Annotated in this window: 20 protein-coding genes; 13 read left to right on the forward strand and 7 right to left on the reverse strand. The window is 71.5% G+C overall.

Annotation, left to right across the window (positions count from 1 at the left end; translation table 11 throughout):
* Positions 1–140: 140 nt before the first annotated feature.
* On the reverse strand, positions 141–1,937 hold the full coding sequence (locus AB0D31_RS30925; protein WP_362729250.1) for an AMP-dependent synthetase/ligase: 1,797 nt from the start codon (positions 1,935–1,937) through the stop codon (positions 141–143).
* Positions 1,938–2,213: 276 nt separating this feature from the next.
* Here AB0D31_RS30925 and AB0D31_RS30930 point away from each other — a divergent pair, with 276 nt between their 5' ends.
* The 6 genes from AB0D31_RS30930 to AB0D31_RS30955 all read left to right on the forward strand — a co-directional run bounded on the left by AB0D31_RS30930 (position 2,214) and on the right by AB0D31_RS30955 (position 7,204).
* Positions 2,214–2,975: a metallophosphoesterase gene (locus tag AB0D31_RS30930; RefSeq protein WP_362729252.1), complete on the forward strand. Its 762-nt coding sequence runs from the start codon at positions 2,214–2,216 to the stop codon at positions 2,973–2,975.
* Positions 2,976–3,170: 195 nt separating this feature from the next.
* Complete coding sequence (locus tag AB0D31_RS30935) at positions 3,171–3,650, forward strand: SRPBCC family protein (RefSeq protein WP_362729254.1); 480 nt, start codon at positions 3,171–3,173, stop codon at positions 3,648–3,650.
* 2 nt (positions 3,651–3,652) lie between these two features.
* Positions 3,653–4,783, forward strand: a complete 1,131-nt coding sequence (locus tag AB0D31_RS30940; protein ID WP_362729256.1) for an ArsA-related P-loop ATPase — start codon at positions 3,653–3,655, stop codon at positions 4,781–4,783.
* Positions 4,784–4,853: 70 nt separating this feature from the next.
* A complete protein-coding gene (locus AB0D31_RS30945) occupies positions 4,854–5,288 on the forward strand; it encodes a DUF5304 domain-containing protein (protein WP_362729258.1) in 435 nt (144 codons plus the stop codon).
* Between the two features lie 125 nt (positions 5,289–5,413).
* Complete coding sequence (locus tag AB0D31_RS30950; protein ID WP_362729260.1) at positions 5,414–6,367, forward strand: ROK family glucokinase; 954 nt, start codon at positions 5,414–5,416, stop codon at positions 6,365–6,367.
* A gap of 84 nt (positions 6,368–6,451) precedes the next feature.
* Positions 6,452–7,204 carry an endonuclease/exonuclease/phosphatase family protein gene (locus AB0D31_RS30955; RefSeq protein WP_362729262.1) on the forward strand — a complete coding sequence of 251 codons (753 nt, stop codon included), beginning with the start codon at positions 6,452–6,454 and terminating at the stop codon, positions 7,202–7,204.
* A 437-nt stretch (positions 7,205–7,641) separates the two neighbouring features.
* Here AB0D31_RS30955 and AB0D31_RS30960 read toward each other — a convergent pair whose 3' ends face one another.
* Together AB0D31_RS30960 and AB0D31_RS30965 are read right to left on the reverse strand one after the other, a co-directional pair.
* Positions 7,642–8,343, reverse strand: coding sequence for a hypothetical protein (locus AB0D31_RS30960; protein ID WP_362729264.1), 702 nt, complete (start codon positions 8,341–8,343; stop codon positions 7,642–7,644).
* Positions 8,255–9,034 (reverse strand): alpha/beta fold hydrolase, encoded by a 780-nt coding sequence (locus AB0D31_RS30965; protein WP_362729266.1) that lies wholly within the window; start codon positions 9,032–9,034, stop codon positions 8,255–8,257. Before AB0D31_RS30965 ends, AB0D31_RS30960 begins: the two co-directional genes overlap by 89 nt.
* A gap of 156 nt (positions 9,035–9,190) precedes the next feature.
* Between AB0D31_RS30965 and AB0D31_RS30970 the strand changes: the two genes are divergently transcribed.
* From AB0D31_RS30970 to AB0D31_RS30990, 5 genes are all read left to right on the forward strand, one after another.
* A complete protein-coding gene (locus AB0D31_RS30970; RefSeq protein WP_362729268.1) occupies positions 9,191–9,970 on the forward strand; it encodes a 1-acyl-sn-glycerol-3-phosphate acyltransferase in 780 nt (259 codons plus the stop codon).
* A 55-nt stretch (positions 9,971–10,025) separates the two neighbouring features.
* The gene (locus AB0D31_RS30975; RefSeq protein WP_362729270.1) at positions 10,026–11,240 is read left to right on the forward strand and encodes a DUF5931 domain-containing protein; all 1,215 of its coding nucleotides are present in this window, start codon (positions 10,026–10,028) and stop codon (positions 11,238–11,240) included.
* Positions 11,237–11,935 (forward strand): response regulator transcription factor, encoded by a 699-nt coding sequence (locus tag AB0D31_RS30980; RefSeq protein WP_362729272.1) that lies wholly within the window; start codon positions 11,237–11,239, stop codon positions 11,933–11,935. Before AB0D31_RS30975 ends, AB0D31_RS30980 begins: the two co-directional genes overlap by 4 nt.
* Before the next feature lie 141 nt (positions 11,936–12,076).
* The gene (locus tag AB0D31_RS30985; protein ID WP_362729274.1) at positions 12,077–13,105 is read left to right on the forward strand and encodes a 6-phosphofructokinase; all 1,029 of its coding nucleotides are present in this window, start codon (positions 12,077–12,079) and stop codon (positions 13,103–13,105) included.
* 102 nt (positions 13,106–13,207) lie between these two features.
* Complete coding sequence (locus AB0D31_RS30990) at positions 13,208–14,206, forward strand: 2-hydroxyacid dehydrogenase (RefSeq protein ID WP_362729276.1); 999 nt, start codon at positions 13,208–13,210, stop codon at positions 14,204–14,206.
* A gap of 57 nt (positions 14,207–14,263) precedes the next feature.
* On the opposite strand, the gene AB0D31_RS30995 is transcribed toward AB0D31_RS30990, so the two are convergent.
* The 3 genes from AB0D31_RS30995 to AB0D31_RS31005 form a co-directional block, all read right to left on the reverse strand.
* Entirely contained in the window at positions 14,264–16,111 is a 1,848-nt protein-coding gene (locus AB0D31_RS30995; protein WP_362729278.1) for an anthranilate synthase family protein, read from the reverse strand.
* Between the two features lie 105 nt (positions 16,112–16,216).
* On the reverse strand, positions 16,217–16,273 hold the full coding sequence (locus AB0D31_RS31000) for a trp operon leader peptide (RefSeq protein ID WP_076973970.1): 57 nt from the start codon (positions 16,271–16,273) through the stop codon (positions 16,217–16,219).
* A gap of 21 nt (positions 16,274–16,294) precedes the next feature.
* Positions 16,295–18,322, reverse strand: a complete 2,028-nt coding sequence (locus AB0D31_RS31005; protein ID WP_362729280.1) for an N-acetylmuramoyl-L-alanine amidase — start codon at positions 18,320–18,322, stop codon at positions 16,295–16,297.
* A 201-nt stretch (positions 18,323–18,523) separates the two neighbouring features.
* On the opposite strand from AB0D31_RS31005, the gene AB0D31_RS31010 reads away from it, so the two are divergent.
* Together AB0D31_RS31010 and AB0D31_RS31015 are read left to right on the forward strand one after the other, a co-directional pair.
* The gene (locus tag AB0D31_RS31010; protein WP_362729282.1) at positions 18,524–19,855 is read left to right on the forward strand and encodes a class II 3-deoxy-7-phosphoheptulonate synthase; all 1,332 of its coding nucleotides are present in this window, start codon (positions 18,524–18,526) and stop codon (positions 19,853–19,855) included.
* Positions 19,856–20,017: 162 nt separating this feature from the next.
* A complete protein-coding gene (locus AB0D31_RS31015; protein ID WP_362729284.1) occupies positions 20,018–20,275 on the forward strand; it encodes a (2Fe-2S)-binding protein in 258 nt (85 codons plus the stop codon).
* Between the two features lie 67 nt (positions 20,276–20,342).
* On the opposite strand, the gene bfr is transcribed toward AB0D31_RS31015, so the two are convergent.
* Complete coding sequence (bfr, locus tag AB0D31_RS31020) at positions 20,343–20,822, reverse strand: bacterioferritin (RefSeq protein WP_362729286.1); 480 nt, start codon at positions 20,820–20,822, stop codon at positions 20,343–20,345.
* Positions 20,823–20,844 lie beyond the last annotated feature (22 nt).

Consider the following 20,844-nt stretch of genomic DNA (forward strand, 5'->3'; position numbering starts at 1 on the left):
AACCCCGCTTTCGTCTGCAGACCGTGCCCGCGTCTCGCGCAGTTCCCCGCGCCCCGGAAGACGTAGGGCACCCGGCACCGAGCCCGCAGCTCGCGCCCGCCGCGGCGGAGCCGCGCAGAAGGCGCGGCCCCGCCGCACGCTCAGCGAGAGTAGATCGCCTCGATCTCCCCCGCGAAGTCCTTCGCCACAACATTCCGCTTCAGCTTCAGCGAGGGCGTGATGTGCCCCGCCTCCTCCGTCAACTGCGCCCCGAGCACACGGAACTTCCGTACCGACTCCGCCTTGGACACCGCCGCGTTCCCGTCGTCCACCGCCCGCTGCACCTCCGCGAGCAGCTCCGCGTCGTCGCGCAGCGAGAGCGCCGTGGACCCCACGGGCTTGCCGTGCTCCTCGGCCCAGCGGCCCAGGAACTCCTCGTCCAGGGTGATGAGCGCGCCGATGAAGGGCCGCCCGTCGCCGACCACCATGCACTCCGCGACCAGTGCGTGCGCGCGGATGCGGTCCTCGATCACCGCCGGGGCGACGTTCTTGCCGCCCGCCGTCACGATGATCTCCTTCTTGCGGCCGGTGATCGCGAGGTAGCCGTCCTCGTCGAGGGTGCCGATGTCCCCGGTGTGGAACCAGCCGTCGGCCAGCGCCTCGGCCGTGGCAGCCGGGTTGTTCCAGTACCCCTGGAACAGGTGCTCGCCGTGGAGCAGCACCTCGCCGTCGTCCGCGATCCGTACCACCGACCCCGGCAGCGGCTGCCCGACCGTGCCGATCTTCGGGCGGTCCCACGGGTTGAACGCGGTCGCCGCGCAGGACTCGGTCAGGCCGTAGCCCTCAAGGACGGTGAAGCCGATGCCCCGGAAGAAGTGGCCGAGCCGCTCGCCCAGCGGCGCGCCGCCGGAGATCGCGTACTCGCCGCGCCCGCCGAGCACCGCCCGCAGCTTGCTGTAGACGAGCCGGTCGAAGACCTTGTGCTTGATCCGCAGGCCGACCGAGGGGCCGGCCTCCGTGCTGAGCGCCGTGCTGTACGCGATCGCCGTGTTCGCGGCCTTGTCGAAGATCGCGCCCTTGCCGTCGGCCTGCGCCTTGGCGCGCGCCGAGTTGTAGACCTTCTCGAAGACGCGCGGCACACCGAGGATCAACGTCGGCCGGAACGAGGCGAGTTCATCGGTGAGGTTCTTGATGTCCGGTACGCAGCCGAGCTTGATCGGCGCCATCACGGAGGCCACCTCGACCAGGCGCCCGAAGACATGGGCCGCCGGCAGGAAGAGCAGCACCGAGCACTCGCCGGTGCGGAAGAGCGGCTTGAGCCGCTCCACCACGTTGCCGCACTCCGCGAAGAACGCGCGGTGGGTCAGCACACAGCCCTTGGGGCGGCCGGTGGTGCCGGAGGTGTAGACGATGGTGGCGGGGTCGTCGGCGTGCGCCGTGGACATCCGCTGGTCGAGCAGCTCGTCGGAGACGTCCGCACCCATCGCGGTGAGCCGCTCAACGGCGGCGGCCTCGACCTCCCAGACGCTCTTGAGGGCGGGCAGCCCGGCCTGGACCGAGGAGACCGACGCGTGGTGCGCCGGGGACTCGACGATGGCCATCCGCGCGCCCGAGTCGCCGAGGATCCACTGGATCTGCTCGGCCGAGCTGGTCTCGTACACCGGCACGGTGACCGCGCCCGCGCTCCAGATCGCGAAGTCGATCAGCACCCACTCGTAGCGGGTGCGCGAGAGCAGGGCGACCCGGTCACCGGGCTCGACGCCCGCGGCGATCAGGCCCTTGGCGACGGCGCGCACCTCGGCGAGGAACTGGCGGGCGGTGACATCGGCCCAGGCACCCGCGATCTTGCGGCTCATCACCGCGACATCGGGGTGCTGTGTGGCATTGCGGCGGATCAGATCCGTCAGGTTGCCGTCCGAAGGGACCTCGTACAGGGCCGGAAGGCTGAACTCGCGCAAGACTGCTGCTCCTCATCGGGCGCCGGCGCCACGGCTCTGTGTGATGCACCGGCTGCGGTCCAAGATCGGGCAGGTGCCCGGCGGATCCGTGGGGGGCGGAACTCTCCGAGCACGACTGGACTGCCCGGACGTTACCCATGGGTAGTGGGTTCCCGATAGGGGGTTCTGGCCAGATGTTCGGTGCGTCACACAACTTTGACTCTGCTTCGCGCACGATAGTCCACACCTTTGACCACTCGGAAGTAACCGCAGGTCCGACGGCCTAAGGTGGCTTCCATGCGAGTTCATGTGGTCAGTGATGTGCACGGGAACGCGGAGGGCCTGGCCCGGGCCGGCGACGGCGCGGACGCCCTGGTCTGCCTCGGTGACCTGGTCCTCTTCCTCGACTACGCCGACCACTCCCGCGGCATCTTCCCCGACCTGTTCGGCGTCGAGAACGCCCACCGGATCGTCGCCCTGCGCACCGCACGGCGCTTCGACGAGGCCCGTGAGCTGGGGCGTTCGCTATGGGCCGGCCTGGACCGCGAGGCCGCCATCGAGGCCGCGGTCCGCCGCCAGTACGCCGAGCTGTTCGCCGCCTTCCCCACCCCGACGTACGCCACCTACGGCAACGTCGACATACCGACCCTCTGGCCGCAGTACGCGGGCCCGGGCACCACCGTCCTCGACGGCCGGCGCATCGAGCTGGCCGGGCGTGTCTTCGGCTTCGTCGGCGGCGGCCTGCCCACCCCGATGCGCACCCCGTACGAGATCTCCGAGGAGGAGTACGCCGCCAAGGTCGAGGCGCTCGGCGAGGTCGACGTGCTCTGCTCGCACATCCCGCCCGAGGTCCCCGAGCTCGTGTACGACACCGTGGCCCGCCGCTTCGAGCGCGGCTCGCGCGCCCTGCTCGCCGCGATCAAAAAGACCCGGCCCCGCTACTCCCTCTTCGGCCACGTCCACCAGCCGCTGGCCCGCCGAATGCGGATCGGCCGCACCGAGTGCGTGAACGTCGGGCACTTCGCCGCCACTTCCAGGCCCTTCGCCCTGGAGTGGTGACCCGGCGGCCGCCCGCCCGCCGCCCGCACGTGGTGATCCGGCCACCCGTCGGCCCCCGCCCGCACGGGACGACCCGGGCACTGGACCGGCCACCGGCCCGTACGCGATAGCCTGCACCCACCTCCCCAACGCCATCGGCCCCGCCGGGCGGGGGAGATGCAGACCCACGGACCGCGCACTGGAGGAGCCACGACGATGGCGGAACACACCAGCTCGTCTATCACCATCGAGGCGGCCCCCGCCGACGTCATGGGAGTGATCGCGGACTTCGCCCGCTACCCGGAGTGGACCGGCGAGGTGAAGGAGGCCGAGGTGCTCTCCACGGACGCCGCCGGTCACGCCGAGAAGGTGCGCCTCCTGCTCGACGCGGGCGCCATCAAGGACGACCACACCCTCGCCTACAGCTGGAACGGCAACCAGGTCAGCTGGACCCTGGTCAAGTCCCAGATGCTGCGCACCCTCGACGGCTCGTACACCCTCGCCGACGCCCCCGGCGGCAAGACCGAGGTCACCTACCGGCTGACCGTCGACGTCAAGATCCCGATGCTCGGCATGATCAAGCGCAAGGCCGAGAAGGTCATCATCGACCGCGCCCTCGCCGGCCTGAAGAAGCGCGTCGAGAGCGGCCCGGGCGAGGCGCCGGCCGGCCCCGCCGACGGGGCCGAGAAGCTCTAGACGTGCGTACGGTCCTCGTCACCGGCCCCGGCGGCGCGGGCCGCACCACCATCGCAGCGGCGACCGCGCTCGCCGCCGCCCGCCGCGACACCCGGGTCACCCTGCTGACCTCGGACCCGCTGCCCGGCGACCTCACCGGGGTCACCGTGCGGCGCATCGACGCCGCGGCCCACTTCCGCGCCGAACTCCTCGCCTTCCAGGACCGCGCGGGCCCCGTACTCGACCTCCTCGGCGCCGCCCGGCTCGACGCCGAGGAACTCACCGAACTCCCCGGCGCCGAACAGCTCGCCCTGCTCAGCGCCGTACGCGAGGCCGCCGCCGAAGAACCCGGCCTGCTCGTCGTGGACCTGCCGGCCGCCGACCGGGCGCTCGCCACCCTCGCCCTGCCCGAGCAGCTGCGCCGCTATCTGCGCCGGCTCCTGCCGCCCGAACGCCAGACAGCCCGCTCGCTGCGCCCGGTCCTCGCCCAGCTCGCCGGGGTCCCCATGCCCGCGCAGTGGCTGTACGAGACCGCGGCGCGCTGGGACCTCGAACTGGGCGCCGTCCAGGCCGTGATCGAGGACCCGGGCACGACCGTACGGCTCGTCGCGGAGCCCGGCCCCACCGCGGCCGACGCCCTGCGCACTGCCCGGCTCGGTCTCGCCGTACACCGGCTCACGCTCGACGCGGTGGTCGCCAACCGGCTGCTGCCCGCCGAGACCCCCGACCCCTGGCTCGCCGGGCTCGTCGCCCAGCAGCGCAAACACCTGGCCGAGCTGACCGACGAGTATCCCGCCGTGTGCGAGGTCGCCCACCTGGGACGCGATCCGCGCGGTGACGACGACCTGGGCCTCCTCGGCCTTACGCCCCCGCCGGACGGGCCGCCCGCCCCCGGCCCCCGCTGGACCGTCGCCGACCGGCTCGACCAGGACGACGTCCTGGTGTGGCGCCTGCCGCTGCCCGGCGCCGTGAAGGACGGGCTCTCGCTGGTACGGCGCGGCGACGAACTCCTGCTCACCGTCGGCCCGTTCCGCCGGATCGTGCCGCTGCCGTCCGCGCTGCGCCGCTGCACCGTCACCGGGGCTGGGCTCCACGACGGCGTCCTGGAGATCCGCTGCGCGCCCGATCCCGAGCTGTGGCCCCGCGGACGCTGAACGCGGTACCTCCGTTCGGGTAACGTCGAAGGAAACAACACCGTAGGAAAACCAGCTGCTGGAGTCCGCCATGAGCGAAGCCACCGAGCGCCCCGCACCCGACGCGGATGCCTGGGCCGACGCCTGCGCCGAGGACCTGGCCGCCGAGAAGGAGCGCCTGCGCGCCGAGTACGGCACCCCACCCGGCTCCGCCGCCGATGAGCTGCGCAAGCTGTTCGAGGCCGTGACCGACAAGGTCGGCGGGCTCTTCGCCGGCCCGGCCGGGCTGTCCGGCATGGCCGCCCAGGGCGCCGTACAGCAGCTCATCAACCAGGCGAAGTCCGCCGTCGAGCCGGTCATCGAGCGCAACCCCGAGGTCTTCGACCACCTGGCCGCCGCCGGCGGCGAGCTGCTCGCCGCCTACCGCTCCGCCGTCGAGGGCCACGAGCGCCGCTGGGCGTCCGGCGACGACAAGGGCAGGCGCGACGAGGGCCCCGGCCCCACCGAGCACATCGACCTCGACTGAGGCCCCGGGCGGCAGAACGGCGGGCCCGGTCTCACCCCCCGGACGCAGGCGGACTCGGCACGCCGGCTGCCGCCCTGCCTCGGGTACGGTTGGCCGTAGCGGGGCTCGACCGAACTGAGGGATTCATGGGACTCACCATCGGTGTCGATATCGGCGGCACGAAGATCGCGGCGGGCGTGGTCGACGAGGAGGGCAACATCCTCTCGACCCACAAGGTGCCGACTCCCGGCACGCCCGATGCCATCGTGGACGCGATCGCCTCGGCCGTCGACGGCGCGCGCGCCGGACACGAGATCGTGGGCGTGGGCATCGGGGCCGCCGGTTACGTCAACCGGCAGCGGTCCACCGTCTACTTCGCGCCCAACATCGACTGGCGTCAGGAACCGCTGAAGGAGAAGGTCGAGCTGCGCGTCGGCCTCCCCGTCGTCGTCGAGAACGACGCCAACGCGGCCGCCTGGGGCGAGTACCGCTTCGGTGCCGGCAAGGGCCACCGCAACGTCATCTGCATCACGCTCGGCACCGGCCTCGGCGGCGGCATCATCATCGGCAACAAGCTGCGCCGCGGCCACTTCGGCGTCGCGGCCGAGTTCGGGCACATCCGGATGGTGCCGGACGGTCTGCTGTGCGGCTGCGGCAGCCAGGGCTGCTGGGAGCAGTACGCCTCAGGGCGTGCCCTGGTGCGGTACGCCAAGCAGCGCGCCAACGCCACCCCCGAGCGCGCCGAGTTCCTGCTCGGGCTCGGCGACGGCACCCCCGAGGGCATCGAGGGCAAGCACATCTCGATGGCCGCGCGGCAGGGCGACCCGGTCGCGGTCGACTCCTACCGCGAGCTGGCGCGCTGGGCGGGCGCGGGCCTGGCCGACCTGGCCTCGCTCTTCGACCCGTCGGCGTTCATCGTCGGCGGCGGGCTCTCGGACGAGGGCGAGCTGGTGCTCGACCCGATCCGCAAGTCCTACAAGCGCTGGCTGGTCGGCGGCAACTGGCGCCCGGTCGCCGACGTCATCGCGGCCCAGCTCGGCAACAAGGCCGGCCTGGTCGGCGCCGCGGACCTGGCCCGCCAGCCCGACCCGATCATGTAGGGATCGCCCAGGGACACCCCGCACCACCGACGGCGCCCGCCGAGTCCTCCCCGGACCGGCGGGCGCTGTCATACGTTGTGGACCATGACCACCCACCCTGCCGGCCAACTGCCCGCGTCCGCCACGGAGGACGGCTCGGCCGTGATCCGCGTCCTCAGCTACAACATCCGCTCGATGCGCGACGACAACGAGGCGCTGGCCCGGGTGATTCGCGCCTGTGCGCCCGATCTCGTCCTGATCCAGGAGGCGCCGCGTTTCTTCCGCTGGCGCAAGGCCGCGGCGCGCCTGGCCGCGGCGACGGACCTGGTGATCCTCGGCGGCGGCGCCACGGCCGCGGGCCCGATGCTGCTGTGCTCCCTGCGGGCCACGGTGGAACGCACCGAGGACGTACTGCTCCCGCGCACCCCCGGTCTGCACCGGCGTGGTTTCGCGACGGCGGTGGTACGGATCGGCGGGGCCAGGATCGGTGTGCTGAGCGCGCATCTCAGCCTCCAGGAGGCCGAGCGGTACGGGCAGGCGGGCGCGCTGCTCGACCGGCTCGCCGGGATGGGCGTGGACCACGCGATCGCGGGCGGCGACCTCAACGAACGGCCCGGCGGGCGCAGCTTCACCCGGCTGGCCTCGACCCTGCGGGACTGCTGGGAAGTCGCCCCGTGGGGCGGGGAGTTCACCTCCACGCCCCGCGACCCGCACCAGCGCATCGACGCGATCTTCACCACCCGGGGGGTCGAAGTGCTGGGCTGCGGCGTGCCGTTGAGCCTCGCGGCCCAGCCCGACCTGGCAGCAGCCACGGACCACCTCCCGGTGCTGGCGGTCCTGCGGGTGCCGGCGGGGTGACGGGGTCGGCGCCGAGTGCCCTCTTGGCTCCGCCGGGGGTGGGTGACTGCTCGGTGCGCGGTGCCTTACTGGCTCTGCCGGGGGTGGGTGTCTGCTCGGTGCGGGGTGCCCTACTGGCTCTGCCAGGGGGTGGGTGACTGCTCGGTGCGCGGTGCCCTACAGGGGCGCGGGGAACTGCGCGGGTGACCCAGCACGGTCCGCAGTCGAAAGCGGCGGGGTTGCCGGGGCTCCGCCCCAGACCCCGTTCGCGCCTGAAGGGCGCTCGTCCTCAAACGCCGGACAGGCTGAGGTCGCCCATGCTGGCCGGCGTCGAGCGGTCCGGCTGGCTGAGGTGGCCCATGCTGGCCGGCGTCGAGCGGTCAGGGGCGCGGGGAACTGCGCAAACCGCAGCGGGCCCGCACCAGAAGGGCTGACCCGCCCTCGCGGAGGGGCGCCGTTCAGACCACCGCGCCCCGCCCCGGATCCTCGTCGTCGTCATCCGGCTGCATCCGGGCGAACAGCGTCGCGATGCCGCCGAGGAAGCCGCCCACGCCCAGCGTGGTGAGCCACCACGTCATGTCCCAGCCGAAGATCGCCGCGAGGATCAGCAACAGCGGGCCGCCCACCACGCCGAGCCACGCGAACTTCGCCGTGACGTCGGCCTCGGGCAGCGGTGGCGGCTCGGGCGGCACGAAGTGGCCCTCGTCCGAGCCGTCCAGGCCGTCCAGGTCGTGGTCGCCGGGCTCGGCCGGCGTGTGGTCGCGGGGGCCCCGCACACCCGGGGCGAACACCACCGAGCTGCCGAGCGCGGGCTTGTCCAGCCCCTTGTCGGGCGCCTTGGGGCGTGCCGCGTCGGGCTCCCCGTCCGCGGCGCTGCCCTCCCGGCTCTCCGCCCCCGGCTGGTCCGGCCGGCCCGGCTCGTCCGGCTCGTCCTCGATCAGCGCGAGGTCCTCCACCGATCTGAACGGTCTGGCGCCCGGCGGGTCGTCCGGCTCCTCGCCGTACCCCGCCACGATCGCCGCCCAGGCAGCCTCTTCGTCGATCGGCTGCGGCTCGCGGTCCGCGTCGTGCTCAGCCACCGGTCGTGCTCCCCTTCTCTTTGACCCCAGGAGCGAGGCGGCCGATGAACGAGTAGCTCTCCTCGAAGATCCGCTCCGCATCGTGGTCCAACGTCGCCACGTGGTAGCTCTGTTCCAGCAGGATCTCCTCGACGTCCGTGGAGGAGACCCGGCTGAGGATCCGCGCCGAGTCGACAGGCGGCACCACATGGTCCTGCGGGCTGTGCAGGACCACCAACGGCTGCGTCACCTGCGGCAGTTCACCGTCGACGATGCGGAAGAAGGTGCGCAGCGAGTGCGCCGCGTGCAGCGGCACCCGCTCGTAGCCGATCTCCTCGGAGCCCTCCTTGGCGATGTCGCTGGCGATGCCCTTCGTGGAGGGCACGAAGTGGCGCACCACCGGCAGCGCACGCGCGGCCACGCCGTGCACCTTGTTGCCCGGGTTGACGAGCACCAGGCCGCGCACCGAGTCGCCGTGCCGCGCGGCAAGCCGCAGCGCGAGGGCGCCGCCCATCGAGAGCCCGAAGACGAAGACCTGGGTGCAGCGTTCGAGCAGCTCGCGCAGGGCTCGGTCGACCTCCGCGTACCAGTCCTGCCAGCCCGTGAGCTGCATGTCCTGCCAGCGGGTGCCGTGTCCGGGCAGGAGCGGCAGCGAGACCGTGAGACCGCGCTCCGCGAGGTACTCCGCCCAGGGGCGCAGCGACTGCGGGGAACCGGTGAAACCGTGACAGAGGAGGACGCCGACCTCTCCGCCCTCGTGGCGGAACGGCTCGGCTCCGGGGAGGACCGGCACCAGGGGTCTCCTGTTCATGAGCGGGGCGGGGGGCTGTGCGAGGGAGTCGTACTTCACGGTACGCGACCGGACTGACACCGACCAGAGCCGTCGCGCGGGAGGGCGGGCCCCCACACGGGTTAAGGTCTGTTCGACAAGCAAAGGAAGGCATCCGAGTTGATCTACGGCGCTATGAAGTTCTCCATCGGCGGCTCACTGAAGCTCGCCTTCAGGCCGTGGGTGGAGGGCCTGGAGAACATCCCCGCCGAAGGGCCGGCGATCCTCGCGAGCAACCACCTCTCGTTCTCGGACTCCTTCTTCCTGCCCGCCGTCCTCGACCGCAAGGTGACCTTCATCGCCAAGGCCGAGTACTTCACCTCACCCGGAGTGAAGGGCAAGTTGACGGCCGCGTTCTTCAAGGGCGTCGGCCAGCTCCCCGTCGACCGCTCCGGTGCCCGCGGGGCGGGCGACGCCGCGATCAACGCCGGTATCGACGTCCTCAAGAACGGCGGCCTCTTCGGTATCTACCCGGAGGGCACCCGCTCGCCCGACGGCCGTCTCTACCGCGGCAAGCCGGGCGGGCTGCCCCGGGTCGCGCTGGCCACCGGCGCCCCCGTCATCCCGATCGCCATGATCGACACCGAGAAGATCCAGCCGCCGGGGAAGGTCGTCCCCAAGCTGATGCGCCCCGGCATCCGGATCGGCAAGCCGCTCGACTTCAGCCGGTACCAGGGCATGGAAGGCGACCGGTTCATCCTGCGCTCGGTGACCGACGAGGTCATGTACGAGATCATGAAGCTCTCCGGCCAGGAGTACGTCGACATCTACGCGACCGCCGCCAAGCGGCAGATCGCGGAGGAGGCCAAGCGCGTCGCCGACGAGCAGAAGGCCGCGGAGAAGGCGGAGAAGGCGCGCGAGATCGAGCAGGCCAAGCGGGCGGAGCGGCCCGGCGGCTAGCCGCGCGCCGGCCGGGGGGCCGTGCAGAGGTGATCGGTCGGTCCAGGGGTGGGAAATGGCGAAGCGCGAACGAGTCGTACGGATGTCGGTGGAACTGCCCCTGTGGCGTGCCCTGGCCGGCTACCGGGTGCTCACCACCCTCTACGCCCTCGCGCTCTTCGCCAACGGGTACGAGAAGTTCGAACGACCCTGGGTCGGCATCGGATACCTCGCGGTGCTCACCGTGTGGAACGCCGCGACCCTGCCGAGGGTCGCCAACGCGGCGGCCTGCACCAAGCGCTTCCTCGCCCTCGACCTCGCCGTGGTGATCACCGGCATCCTGCTCACCCCGCTCGCCGACCTGGACGCCCAGCACATCGACGGCCCGACGCTGCCGACGATAGCGACAGCCGGAGCGGTCCTCGCCTACGGGATCAAGGGCGGCTGGCGCTGGGCGGCGTTCGCCTCCTCGCTGGTGGCCGTCGCCAACATCGTGGAGCGCGCCCACCCCACCCGGGACACCTTCCACAACGTGCTCCTGGTGTGGATCGCCTCCATCGCGATCGGCTACATCGTGGAGGTGGCCCGGGCCAGTGAGGCCACCCTCGCCCGCGCCCTGGAGATCGAGGCCGCCACCCGCGAACGCGAGCGTCTGGCCCGCGACATCCACGACAGCGTGCTCCAGGTGCTCGCCATGGTGCAGCGCCGTGCCAGCGCGCTCGGCGGTGAGGCCGCCGAGCTCGGCCGGATGGCCGGCGAGCAGGAGGTCGCCCTGCGCACCCTGGTCTCCAGCGGCCTCGTGCCGACGAGCCGGGCCTCCGAGGACGTCGCGAACGGCGCCGTCGTGCGGGTGGTGGAGGTCGACGACGAGCCGGGCGAGGTGGGCACCGTCGACCTGCGCTCGCTGCTCGCCCGGCACGCGGGCTCGAAGGTCTCCTTCGCGGAACCCGGCGCCCCGGTGCCGCTCCCCCCGCCCGCGGCACGGGAGTTGGCGGCCGCTGTCAGTGCCGCCCTGGACAATGTCCGTATGCACGCGGGGGAGTCCGCCCAGGCCTGGATCCTGGTCGAGGACTGGGGGGACGAAGTGATCGTGACGGTACGGGACGACGGGCCCGGAATCCCGGCGGGCCGGCTGGAGAAGGCCGAGGGGGAGGGGCGCATGGGCGTCGCCCTCTCGATCCGGGGCCGGCTGCGCGACCTGGGCGGCACGGCGGAGCTGATCTCCGTGCCGGGCCAGGGCACGGAAGTTGAACTGAAGGTCCCACGGGGGAAGGCAGGACGGCACGGATGACGCAGCAGCAGAGCGGGCGGGCGGACGCGACGGTGCGGGTGATGGTGGTCGACGACCACCCGATGTGGCGCGACGCGGTCGCCCGCGACCTGGCCGCCGCCGGCTTCGACGTGGTCGCCACGGCCGGTGACGGGCCGCAGGCCGTGCGCAGGGCCCAGGCCGCGACGCCCGACGTCCTGGTCCTCGACCTCAATCTGCCGGGCATGCCCGGCGCCCAGGTCTGCAAGGAGCTGGTCGCCGCCAACCCGGCACTCAGGGTCCTGGTCCTGTCCGCGTCCGGTGAGCACGCCGACGTCCTGGAGGCGGTGAAGTCGGGCGCGCTCGGCTACCTCCTGAAGTCGGCCAGCACCGAGGAGCTGTGCGACGCGGTGCGCCGCACGGCCGTCGGCGACCCGGTGTTCACACCGGGTCTGGCCGGCCTGGTCCTCGGCGAGTACCGCAGGCTCGCGAGCGACCCGGCGCCCGCCACCGCCGACGAGCCGAAGGCGCCGCAGCTCACCGAGCGCGAGACCGAGGTGCTGCGCCTGGTCGCCAAGGGCCTGAGCTACAAGCAGATCGCCGAGCGCCTGGTCATCTCGCACCGCACGGTGCAGAACCACGTCCAGAACACCCTGGGCAAGCTCCAGCTGCACAACAGGGTGGAGCTCGTGCGGTACGCGATAGAGCGCGGCCTCGACAGCGTCGGCGACGCCTGACGCCATCCCCCGTGAGGGTGAACGACGGGTCGTCAACTCCCGTTCCTGTCCCATGAATTGACCTTTCACCCCATCCCGGAGTGACGTACATCACCATTAGCGTGGACGGCGTACGTCACTCCCAGGTGAAGGGACCATTCCATGCGGGTCGGAGTACTGACCGGAGGCGGTGACTGCCCCGGGCTCAACGCCGTCATCCGGGGCATCGTCCGCAAGGGTGTGCAGGAGTACGGATACGAGTTCACCGGGTTCAAGGACGGCTGGCGCGGCCCGCTGGAGGGTCATACCGTCCCGCTGGACATCCCGGCGGTGCGCGGCATCCTGCCGCGCGGCGGCACCATCCTCGGCTCCTCGCGCACCAACCCCCTCAAAGCCGAGAACGGTGTCCGCCGTATCAAGGAGAACCTCACCAAGTACGAGATCGACGCCGTCATCGCGATCGGCGGCGAGGACACGTTGGGTGTCGCGGCCCGTCTCAGTGACGAGTACGGCATCAACTGCGTGGGCGTGCCCAAGACGATCGACAACGACCTGTCCGCCACCGACTACACCTTCGGCTTCGACACCGCCGTCGGCATCGCGACCGAGGCGATCGACCGGCTGCACACCACGGCCGAGTCCCACATGCGGGTCCTCGTCGTCGAGGTCATGGGCCGGCACGCGGGGTGGATCGCCCTGCACTCGGGCCTGGCAGGCGGCGCCAACGTCATCCTCATCCCCGAGCAGCGCTTCGACGTCGACCAGGTCTGCTCCTGGGTCACCTCACGCTTCAAGGCCTCCTACGCCCCCATCGTCTGCATCGCCGAGGGCGCCATGCCGAAGGACGGCGAGATGGTGCTCAAGGACGGCACCCTCGACTCCTTCGGGCACGTACGCCTGTCGGGTGTCGGCGAATGGCTGGCCAAGGAGATCGAGAAGCGCACCGGCAAGGAGGCCAGGACCACCGTCCTCGGCCACGTACAGCGCGGCGGCACCCCGAGCGCGTTCGACCGGTGGCTCGCGACCCGTTTCGGCCTGCACGCCATCGAGGCGGTGCGCGACGGCGACTTCGGCAAGATGGTGGCGCTGCGCGGCACCGACATCGTGCGGGTGCCGATCGCCGAGGCGACCGCCAGGCTGAAGACCGTGGACCCCGCGCTCTACGCCGAGGTGGGCGTCTTCTTCGGCTGAACCGGCCGGGCGGGGCGGAGCTGTGGGCCGTATATTCGCGATATCCGGCCCATAGTCCGCATACCCGGCGAACAGCCCGGGAGTGCCCACAAGGGGAGCGTCGTGGAGATCCTGGCATTCGGTGTGCAGGCCGACGAGAAGCCGCTGATCGAGCGGGCCTTCGCGGGCCGTCACGAGGTGCGCTGCCTCGATGTCTTCCTCACCGAGGACACGGCGCCGATCGCCGCCGGCTACGAGGCGATCTCCACGAGCGTCAACGCCGACCTCGGCGCCCGCGTCCTGCAGTCCCTCGCCGTCGGCGGCACCCAGCTGATCGCCCAGCGCTCCACCGGCTTCAACAACATCGACCTGGACGTCGCCGAACGCCTCGGCCTCACCATCGCCCGGGTCAGCGCCTACTCTCCGTACTCCGTCGCCGAATTCGCCTGGACCCTCGCGATGGCCGTGAACCGTCGCATCGTGCGCGCCTCCAACCGCACCCGCGACTTCGACTTCCGCCTCGACGGACTGCTCGGCCGCGACCTGCGGGGCCGCACCGTCGGCGTCCTCGGCACCGGCAAGATCGGCGAGGCGTTCACCCGGATCGCCCACGGCTTCGGCATGAACCTGCTCGGCTGGGACGTGGCGCGCAACCCGGCCTGCGTCGAGCTGGGCATGAAGTACGTCGACAAGGACGAGCTGCTCACCGCCGCCGACGTGATCAGCCTGCATGTGCCGCTGCTGCCCGCGACCCACCACATCATCGGCCGCGCGGAGCTCGCCGCGATGAAGGACGACGCGATCCTGGTCAACTCCAGCCGGGGCGGCCTGATCGACACCGATGCGCTGGTCGACGAGTTGCGCCGGGGCCGCTTCGCCGGCGTCGGCCTCGATGTGTACGAGGCCGAAGCCGGACTGTTCTTCCACGACAGGTCCCTCGACGCGGTCGAGGACGACACCCTGGCCCGCCTGGTGACCTTCCCGAACGTGGTGGTCACCTCGCACCAGGCGTACTACACCGAGGACGCGGTGAGCCAGATCGTCGCGGCGACGGTGGAGAACGTGGCGGCCTACGCGGAAGGCCGCCACACCGAGAACATCCTGGTGCCGGCCGCGCCATGACCCGGCCGGCCCCTGGCCTGGTTGGGCCGCACCGGCCGGGCGTGGGCGGGGGCGCGGTCAGCCCACCGCGACCCCCGCGAGCAGTTCGCGGATCACCTCGGGACCGCGCAGCGTGAGCACCGACTCCGGGTGGAACTGGATGCCCGCGAACCCCGGGCCGCGCAGCGCGTGCACCTCCCTCGTCACCGGGTCGAGCGACACCTCCACCCCTGGCGGAGCCTCCTCGCAGCGCGCCGCGAAGCTGTTGTAGAAGCCGACCGTCTCCTCGCGCCCGAACAGGTCGATCCGCACCTGCGCACCCTGGTACGGCTCCCGCTTGCGCACGATCGCAAGGCCCAGCTCCGCCGCGATCAGCTCATGGCCCAGGCACACCCCGAGCAGCCCGTGCCGGTGCTCGCGCAGCAGCTCGGCGGCGAGGGGGCGAAGGAGACGCATCTTGGGGTCGGCCGCGTCCGAGGGGTCGCCCGGGCCCGGCCCGAGGATCACCGGGCCCACATGGCCGAGCGCCCGCGCGCGCAGCTCCGGCGCGTCGTAGCGGAGTACCGACACGTCCAGGCCCGCCGAGCGCAGCACATGCGCGAGCATCGCCGTGAAGGTGTCCTCGCCGTCCACCACCAGCGCCGAGTCGCTCGGCTCGGCCGGGCGGTCCTGCATCCGCAGCCAGAACGGCGCGAGGTCGGCCCGCCGGGCGTCGAGGGCGGCCCGCACCCGGGGGTCGTCGGCGAGCCGGGGCCGCGCGGAGTCGGCGGCCGGCCGGCCCGGCCGCACACCGAGCGCCGCGAGGACACCCGCCGCCTTGGCGTGGGTCTCGGCGACCTCGCCCGCCGGGTCCGAGTGGCGTACGAGGGTGGCACCGACCGGCACCCGCAGCCGGCCTTCGGCGGAGATGTCGGCCGTGCGGATCAGGATGGGCGAGTCGAGGGTCTGGGCGCCGCCCGCGTCCCGGCCGAGCAGCGCGAGCGCGCCCGCGTAATAGCCCCGCCCGCCGGGCTCGTGGCGCTCGATGACCCGGCACGCGTTCTGCACCGGGGAGCCGGTGACCGTCGCCGCGAACATCGTCTCCCTGAGCACCTCACGCACATCGAGCGAGGAGCGGCCCCTCAACTCGTATTCGGTGTGCGCGAGATGGGCCATCTCCTTCAGACGAGGGCCGACCACGACACCGCCCCGGTCGCCGACCGTGCACATCATCTTGAGTTCCTCGTCGACGACCATGGAGAGCTCGTCGGTCTCCTTGCGGTCGGCGAGGAAGGTCAGCAGATCTTCGGGGGTCGGGCCGCCGGCCGGGTAGCGGTAGGTCCCGCTGATCGGGTTCATGACGACCGTCCCGCCGGACATCCGTACATGCACCTCGGGGCTGGCGCCCACCAGGGTCCGGTCGCCCGTGTGCACCACATACGTCCAGTACGCGCCGCGTTCGCCCTGGAGGAGCCGGCGGAACAGGGCCAGCGCGTCGGCGCGCCCGAAGCCGGGGATCTCGCCGGTGTACGTGCGCCGGATGACGAAGTTGGCGCCCTCGCCGCGGCCGATCTCGTCGTCGATCACCCGCCGCACGATCGTCGCGTACTCCTCGTCGCCGACGTCGAAGCCGCCGTTCTCGACCCGTACGTCGTGCGATGGCAGAGCGGCGAGCACGTCCGCGAGCGACAGCTCGTGGCTCTCCTCGGCGACCAGGACCGCGAGCGGAGTGCCGTCGTCGCGGACGTCGAAGCCGCGTTCCCTGATCTGGCGGAACGGCACGAGGGCGAGCGTGGGCAGCTCCCCGACGGGCAGGTCGGCGAGGCGTTCGGCCTCGTGGACCGCGCCGATCAGCACCTCGATGGTGTCGTGGTCGCGGCCCGGGGTGCGTCTGCGCAGCAGCGCGAACGGCGGGCAGTTCTCGTCCAGCAGTCTCTGCATGAGCATGGGAGGGGTTCCTTCCAGCGGTACGAGCGGGAGGAACGGCCCGGGAAACACGGAAGGCCGCCCCTCGGGGGCGGCCTTCGTTGCGTCGGTGTGTACGCGCGCAGATCAGTGGGCCGCCGGATGAGCGGTCCACCACCAGTTCTGGATCGAGTGCGCGAACATGGCGCGCACTCTACCCGACGGCTAGCGGGTCCCCGGGGCGACGGCCTGGACGTCGGCGGTCCGCACCCACGCGATCCGGTGGTTGTACCGGATCGGGTAGAAGGTCTGGGCGCCCTTGACCAGGGTGCCGAGCGTGGTGCCGCCGTAGTAGTAGTCGCCCGCGACCACGTCACCGGCGGCGACGTACGCCTGACCGGCCGGGATGCTGTACTTCGTCAGGGACGCGGAGTTGCTGCCCTGCACCGGCACCCCGGTGCCCGCGTACGCGGCGTCCTCGGGGTAGGAGCGGCCGTAGACCTGCACCGGGGCCGTGCCCTTGGCCTTCACGACGACCGGGGCCGCCGAGCGTGCCACGACGGAGGTGTAGCGGCCGCCCGGGTTGTGGAACCAGGCCTTCTGCCCGCCGTACCAGATCGCCGTCCACTCGCCCTGCCGGTCCGCGACGACGTAACGGCCGCCCGCCACGACCTTGTTGGCCCAGTTCGGGCCCTCGGTCGCGACCAGCTCGCCGAGGTACGGGTCGCTCAGCGCGGCGGCGTCGGTGGACGGAGCGGCGTACAGGTAGCCGAAGTTGACCGGCTGGTCGAAGGTGGTGCGCACCTTCGTCGCGGGGTCGTAGTACGTCGTGGTGCGCGGGGTGAACGGCGGCACCACCTTGACGACCTGGCCGGCCGACGGCATCCGGTTGCCGGTGCAGTCGTCGGAGCCGAGCAGGGACATGTAGTGGTTCCAGTCCCAGAAGGGGCCCGGGTCCCAGTGCTGCCCGGCCACATAGCCGTCGAGGGGGCCCGGCACCTCGTCGTGGCCGAGGATGTGCTCGCGGTCGAGCGGGATGGAGAACCGGCCGGCCAGGTACTTCACCAGCGTCGCCGACGCGTCGTAGAGCGGCTCGCCGTACCAGCTGCCCTGCTTCATGGCGAAGCCCACGTGCTCGACGCCGAGCGCGTGCATGTTCACCGACTTGTTGCCCGCGTGGTACGCCTCGTCCTTCGTCGCCACCACCTGGGTGACCAGGCTTCCGTCGTCCTTGACGATGTAGTGCGTGCTGGCCGAGCTCTTCGGGTCCTGGAAGGTCTTGAGGGAGCCGTCGTAGGTGCCCTCGGTGTCGTGGATCACGATCTGCCGGATGTCGTATCCGTTGTCCGGCCGCGTCGCCACGTTGTAGTTGTTCGGGTCGGCCGGCACGAAGTCGCAGTTGAGCCCGGCCGGGCACTCGGGGGCCGGGGCCACCGGGTCCGCCGCCAGGGCCTTCTTCGACGGGCCGGCCGCCGCGACGCCGGGGCCGGCCGGCTTGACGCCCGGGTCCCCGGGCAGTGCGAGGGCCTGGCCGTCGGTGGTGACCCGTCGCTCGCCGGAGCGCACCGAGGCGAAGACGCGCTCCGCGAAAGCGTCGGCGCCCTTGGCGTCGGGGGCCTGGCTGTAGCGGGCCACCGCCGGATACCAGGCACCCGGGTCGGCCGGCAGCGAGCCGGTCGCCGCGCGCTGGTAGCGGGCGAGCAGCGCCGCGCCCGCCCGGATGCTCCGGCCGGTGTCGGTGCGCACCGCGTCCACGGGCTCGCCGATGAGCTTCGCGGCCTCGTCCAGGGTGTGCAGGGCCGGCGCCGAGGTGTCCACGGCGGGCTCGGTGGCCGGCGCCTTCGCGGCGTCGAACCGCTTCATGACCGCCGGGTCACCGCTCAGATCGAGGTGCGCGAGCCGGTCCTGGGCGGAGGGCCGCTCGACATCACCGGGCAGCACCCGGGTGAGACCCATGACGTTGTACGCGCCCGATGTGCTGGGCCTGCCGTCGTGGTCCTCCCAACGCGTCTGACGGAAGGAGACCGCCATCAGGACGCTCTGCGGAACCTTGAACTCCCGTGCCGCACCGGCGAATTGGGCCTGAAGGGCGGTGCTCCCCGCGCTCCCCGGGGGTACTGTGCCGCCCGCGACGGCCTGCGCCGCGAGCTCCTGGGGACCGAGCGCGGTGAGCGCCAGCGCCCCGGCCACCCCGAACCCCACCAGCTTCCTCTTCGTGTGTTTCTGCTGCCCGCTGGTCACGCTTCGGCTCACACCCACCCCTGGTCACGTTTGTCCCACATTCGGTAACTGGCGTGACAGTAACAAGGGATGATCATGGTCGGTCACGGTTGAGACCTCCTGGACCGCATCTCTGCCCTTACGGTCATGTCCGCGCGGCCGGTGCGCGTGGCCGGTGTCTCATTGGGTGGTCGTGTGGATGGACGGTCTGGCCGACCCCGTAATGTGGGTGTGGTGACCGTGAACGTAAACACCTGGCGTGACCTTCCCGCGGCGCAGCAGCCCGAGTACCCCGATGCCGAGGCTCTGCGCGATGTGATCGCGGACCTCGAATCGTATCCGCCGCTCGTCTTCGCGGGCGAGTGCGACCAGCTGCGCGCCCGCCTGGGAGCCGTCGCTCAGGGCGAGGCGTTCCTCCTCCAGGGCGGCGACTGCGCCGAGGCCTTCGACGCCGTGTCGGCCGAGCAGATCCGGGCCAAGCTCAAGACGCTCCTGCAGATGAGTGCCGTCCTCACCTACGCGGCCTCCGTGCCCGTGGTGAAGGTCGGCCGCATCGCCGGCCAGTACTCCAAGCCCCGCTCCAAGGGCACCGAGACCCGCGACGGCGTGACCCTGCCGACCTACCGCGGCGACTCCGTGAACGGCTTCGCCTTCACGGAGAAGGACCGCGTGCCGGACCCCGAGCGCCTGAAGCGGATGTACCACGCCTCCGCCTCGACGCTCAACTTGGTGCGTGCCTTCACCACCGGTGGCTACGCCGACCTGCGCCAGGTGCACGCCTGGAACCAGGACTTCGTGAAGTCCTCGCCGTCCGGCCAGCGCTACGAGCAGCTCGCCCGCGAGATCGACAACGCGCTGAACTTCATGAAGGCCTGCGGGACCGACCCGGCCGAGTTCAAGGCCGTCGAGTTCTACGCCTCCCATGAGGCGCTGCTCATCGACTACGAGTCGGCGCTCACCCGCACCGACTCGCGCACCGGCCACCTGTACGACACCTCGGGCCACATGGTGTGGATCGGTGAGCGCACCCGGCAGCTGGACGGGGCGCACATCGAGTTCGCCTCCCGCATCCGCAACCCCATCGGCATCAAGCTCGGCCCGACGACCTCCGTCGACGAGGCGCTCACCTACGTGGACCGGCTCGACCCGGACCGCGAGCCGGGCCGGCTGACCTTCGTCGTCCGCATGGGCGCCGACAAGGTCCGCGACAAGCTGCCCGAGCTGGTCGAGAAGGTCACCGCGTCCGGCGCGGTCGTCGCCTGGGTCACCGACCCGATGCACGGCAACACCTTCGAGGCGGCCTCCGGCCACAAGACGCGCCGTTTCGACGACGTCCTGGACGAGGTCAAGGGCTTCTTCGAGGTCCACAAGGCGCTCGGCACCCACCCGGGCGGCATCCATGTCGAGCTCACCGGTGACGACGTCACCGAGTGCGTGGGCGGCGGCGACGAGATCTTCGTCGACGATCTGCACCAGCGCTACGAGACGGCCTGCGACCCGCGCCTGAACCGCAGCCAGTCCCTGGACCTGGCGTTCCTGGTCGCCGAGATGTACCGCGACCAGTAATTCCCCGTACGCACGGCAGTGGGGCGCGGATCCATGTGATCCGCGCCCCACTGGCGTATCCGGTCTTTTGCGGGCCCGGGGGGCCGGGTAAGGTTAGGTTAGCCTCACCGAGACATCGGGACGGGCTTTCCTCGACGATCCCGAGCCCAGCGCTCACGGGAGGTGAACCGCGTGTACGTATGCAACTGCTTCGGTGTCACCGAGGAGCAGGTCAAGAAGCACGCGGACGGCGGTGCCTGCACCCCCCGCCAGATAGCTTCCGCCTGCAAGGCCGGCACCGACTGCGGTTCGTGCGTGCGCCGCATCCAGGCGCTGCTCGGACGCGGCGCCTGCCCCCGGCGCGAGCTGGTGGAGCAGGGCGTGCCCGCGCTCACCGCCGTGGTGCCGGAATTCGCACCCGTCCTCGACGACGCGGCCTGACACTCCGCCGTCCTGTGGGGCACGCGTCCCGTGGACCCCGAAAGCGGCGTCCCGCCGGCTCTCCCTGTTAGCTCTCCGGCTGCTCGATGAGCTGCGCGATGTAGAGCGCCTCGCCGAGCTTCTCGACCAGCTCCAGCTGGGTGTCGAGATAGTCGATGTGGTGCTCCTCGTCGGCCAGGATCGACTCGAAGATGTTCGCGGACGTGATGTCGCCCTTGGCCCGCATCACCTCGATCCCGCGCTTGAGGCGGTCGATCGCCTCGACCTCGACCTGCCGGTCCGCCTGGAACATCTCGGTGACCGTCTGCCCGATACGTACATGGAAGAGCCGCTGGAAGTTGGGCAGACCGTCCAGGAACAGGATCCGGTCGGTCAGCACCTCCGCGTGCTTCATCTCGTCGATCGACTCATGACGCGTGTACTTGGCCAGCTTCGTCCAGCCGAAGTTGGCCTGCATCGCGCTGTGCAGCCAGTACTGGTTGATCGCCGTCAGCTCGGCACTCAGCTGCTCATTCAGGAATTCGATGACCTCGGGGTCGCCCTGCATCGCAGAGGCTCCTTCCAAGCGG

The sequence above is a fragment of the Streptomyces sp. NPDC048361 genome, assembly GCF_040651795.1.
Lineage (GTDB): Bacteria > Actinomycetota > Actinomycetes > Streptomycetales > Streptomycetaceae > Streptomyces.